Origin of the sequence: Carboxydothermus islandicus (assembly GCF_001950325.1) — a bacterium.
Lineage (GTDB): Bacteria > Bacillota > Z-2901 > Carboxydothermales > Carboxydothermaceae > Carboxydothermus > Carboxydothermus islandicus.
Genome location: NZ_BDJL01000027.1, coordinates 1 through 4,012 on the forward strand (window position 1 = coordinate 1; position 4,012 = coordinate 4,012).

Annotated in this window: 4 protein-coding genes; all 4 read right to left on the reverse strand. The window is 44.2% G+C overall.

What is annotated here, in order from left to right; translation table 11 throughout:
• Positions 1-336, reverse strand: a 336-nt coding sequence (locus tag ciss_RS04630) for an asparaginase (RefSeq protein ID WP_143298483.1), incomplete at its 3' end; no start/stop codon positions are given.
• Between the two features lie 63 nt (positions 337-399).
• Positions 400-1,029: a SurA N-terminal domain-containing protein gene (locus ciss_RS04635; RefSeq protein WP_075865130.1), complete on the reverse strand. Its 630-nt coding sequence runs from the start codon at positions 1,027-1,029 to the stop codon at positions 400-402.
• A gap of 83 nt (positions 1,030-1,112) precedes the next feature.
• Entirely contained in the window at positions 1,113-2,204 is a 1,092-nt protein-coding gene (locus ciss_RS04640; RefSeq protein WP_143298485.1) for a M12 family metallo-peptidase, read from the reverse strand.
• Positions 2,205-2,527: 323 nt separating this feature from the next.
• On the reverse strand, positions 2,528-4,012 hold a 1,485-nt coding region (gene pstA / locus ciss_RS13910), incomplete at its 5' end, for a phosphate ABC transporter permease PstA (RefSeq protein WP_143298487.1).

Below are 4,012 nucleotides of genomic sequence, written 5' to 3' on the forward strand. Positions count from 1 at the left end.
CTCATGGGTGCCGCAGCTTAGATAACCCTCGTCAAGGCCAATTTTTTGTAAAATTCCTGCTACCGTTTGGGTATGCTCTACGGTTCCGCTATGGGAGGCACACATTACCGCAATTTCTTTAGCGGTAAAATCATAGGGTAAATCTTTTACTAAAAGAGGTAAAACCTGAATTGGCTTGGAGGAAGACCTTAAAAAAGTAACGAGCTCCGGATTTCCGGCAGAGGCTACAATCTTGCCGGTGTAATCTACCACGGCAATGGAACCAAAGTGGACACTTTCGACGATATTACCCCGGGTAACTTCTGCCAAAAGAGTGTAATCTGTTGCAAAATTCATTATCTCACCTCATTTTTCTCCTCCATCCATTATATCATTTTTGTTAACTTCGGAGTATCTTGTTTAATAGACAACCCCTGGAGTTTCTTTACGAAGGCTTTCTTTAAAGTTTTGAATGTTTTCTTGAAGGAAGGTAATGTCGGCTTTCTCCCGAAGCTCTTTTACCCATTTAGCAAAGATTTCTTTTTCTTTTTGCGAAGTTTCTAGAGGTTCCTGCTCTCCAGTTGGCTTATTTTTCTGAGATGAGATGACTTCAGTATATAGCTTTTGGATGATAATCCGGTTTTTCAGGATCTCTTTATACTCTTTTTCCGACATTTGTGTATAAATTTGCTGGTATAATGACGGCAAATGGTTTTTAAGCTGCTTCAGCCTTGCTTCTATTTCTTCCCTTGTGGCATCTATCTTTCGCCTCTTGGCTTCCTGCAGAATAAGTTTTTCATCTATTAGGTCGGAAAGGATTTGGTCGAGGCGGTTAGCAGCCTGGTTTCCTGCTATCCGGTAGTTTTTGATAACCTTATTCACTTCCGAAGTAGTTAAGGCTTCGCCGTTTATAATTACCAGAACGTTAGGTGGATAGGTTTTCTGATTTACATTTAAAAAAAACTTAACCGATAGCAGCAACCCAGCTAACGTGAAAAAAATACCACATAATAATATGTTTTTATTATGTAGTTTATAAAAAGGTTTCAAGTATAATCTTCCTCCTCCGGCACTTTCTTTTCCTAAAAAAACAGAGCGGGACCCGCCCCGCTCTTTAAAGTTTTTGCTTAAATTTAATATCTATCCCGCTTGTTAAGCCATTCGGACCTATGGTCTGCACAGAGGGTAGTGTTTTCGGTGGGACCGTAGAGAATGGGGTACATTAAGCAGGTTGGCCGCGTGCAATGGTGATTTCCATCGGTGGGCGACCACTGGGCCAGACCGTAATTATGTCCCGTTTCGTGACGAACGATTATTCCATTCCACCTGCTTCCGGTGTCAAAGATTAGTGAGCCAGGTTTGTTAATGTACGCTATACCTAAAGTATTTCCGTAAGTTTGGCCGGAAAAAGCTACCATAAGATCAGCACCGTTGGTGAGACCGACTTCTATTTTAGCTTCATCCAGTAGATCTCCAGGAGCTATATTATTGGAATTCCAGACATTTTGGGCAACGGAATAGAAATCTATACCAAATTGTTCGTATAGGTAGTCGTCCGCAACTTCAACGGCATAGTTGGCCCAGTACATCCAATTTGTACCGTAGCGGGCCCGCCATTCTTCGTCGCACGGCTCATTTATATAAACAGGTATTGAGAAAAGACTAAAAGCTTCGTTATTACCGAGGATGGGTGGTTTCATGTTTTTTTCGGGTTGGGAATCCGGGTCTGGTGGTTGTGGCCCATTGGGATCCGAGGTTACGATGTCAACAAGCAGCCCAGTTTTTGGGTCAAGATATACTCCGGCCTTTGGATACGCTTCGTTATTACCGAGGATGGGTGGTTTCATGTTTTTTTCGGGCAGGGAATCCGGGTCTGGTGGTTGTGGCCCATTGGGATCCGAGGTTACGATGTCAACAAGCAGCCCGGTTTTTGGGTCAAGATATACTCCGGCCTTTGGATACGCTTCGTTATTACCGAGGATGGGTGGTTTCATGTTTTTTTCGGGCAGGGAATCCGGGTCTGGCGGTTTTGGGCCCTTGGGATCCGAGGTTACGATGCAATAAAGCTGTCCGGTTTTGGGGTCGGTATATACACCCGGTTTAGATATAATATTCGAAGCCGCTAACGTAACTGGTACGGAAAAGAGAAGAACCCAGGAAAGAAAAGCCATAATCATAATTCTTTTCAACCTTTTGGCATTTTCCTTGCAAATCACAGGTTTCACCTCCTTCCTCCCTAGTTCTATAGACCATTGGGCAAGCTGCGAGTGGGTCTGCCTCAATTGACTCCATAGCATTTATCTTAATTCCGAACTTTATCTACCAATTATTGCTTATTAATACTTTTTCTTAGTAAAATTATAGCAGCTAGCAAAAAAAATGTAACGAGAATTTTTTATAACTTTTTGTCGAATTGTCGGACTAAAAGGGGTAAAAAAATTTGTGCGGTATCCAGCGCGGCAAAGGAGAGATTTATGCCGGGGGTAACCTCTGGATTTTAACTACTATATGCTAAAGAGGCCGTAAGCTTTTGCCTACGGCCTCTTTCCTAATTTAACTTTACCTTTTTTTCATAACGTTTTGTTGGAATTACCAGTAAAAGGTTAAAAATCAGTACCAAAATTAAGAGCAAAGCGGCGCTGCCATCGGCAATGCGGGTGGCATCGGGAATCAGGCCTTCGGAATTAACATACCAGAGATGGACCGCCAAGGTTTCGCCGGAAGCAAGGGGGTTTAAGTCGAACATGAAGCGGGAAACGGTGTTACCCGCAGTAAAAATCAAAATAGCTGACTCGCCAATGGCTCTTCCGGCTACCAGAGTTACCCCGGTAATGATGCGGGGTAAGGCTGCAGGGAGCACGACCCGGAAAAGGGTTTGACTTTTTGTTGCGCCCAGGGCCAGGCTTGCCATGTGGTATGATTTGGGAACTGCGCGTACAGCTTCTTCGGTAACCCTTATTAGTACCGGTAAATTTAAAAGGGATAAAGTTAAAGCGCCACCGACAATTGTAAATCCAAGCCCCAGGAAATTCACAAAAATGATCATGCCAAAAAGTCCAAAGACTATGGAAGGGACGGTCGCTAACATTTCAGTACTGGTTCGGATAATATTAACTACCCTACCAGGCTTAGCATATTCGGCCAGCCAGATGCCTGCTCCCAGGCCTACGGGCAAAGAAAAAGCAAGAGAAAGCACCAAAATATAAAAGGTGTTAAATAGTTCAGGCCCCACACCTCCCCCTGCTTTCATCTCGGAGGGAGGGCCGAGAATAAAGGAAGGAGTTAAAACCGGCAATCCGCGTTTTAAAATGTAAAAAATAAAGGCTATAAGAATACCAAGAATGGTGAGGCCCGCCAATGTTAATAAAGTAGTAGCCAGCTTATCGATAAATTTATTTTTTTTCAATGGCCTTCCTATTGGTACGGTAAATTTTCGCACTAATAAAATTAAACCTAACGCAATAAGTAGCAACACAAAGGCCATTAAAAAGAGAGCATTATTCCACGTGGAATTAAAGGCCGTATTTCCCATTTCCATCACGATTTCCGAAGTCAGGGTGGCAGTAGGTTGAAACAGGGAACGGGGGAAAAGAGGTGTATTGCCAATAACCATTTGCACGGCAATTGTTTCCCCGATAGCCCGTGCCATCCCCAAAACTAATCCGGTGATAATTCCCGGCGCTGCTGCCGGCAGGAGAACATGCCAGATGGTCTGCCAGCGGGTTGCCCCCAGGGCCCGGCTGTTACCATCGGCCACTTTTACCGCTACGGCAATACCTTTGTTAAGAACACCTACGATTTGTACCGCTTCTGCTCCTACCTTTGAGATAAATCTACCGGGAAAACTACCCATTAAATCGGTATCAAAACGACCGGTTCCTGCGACCATTACCGGATAGGCATTCATGCTGTATACTACTGTTTCTACCGCTTCTTTTAATTTCCCGGAAAACAGGTCGGGCCGTGAGAGCTTGGCAAAGGCTAAAGCTCCATTTTTCAGGGGTACGGCAAAAACCGGCACCCCGCAGCCGTC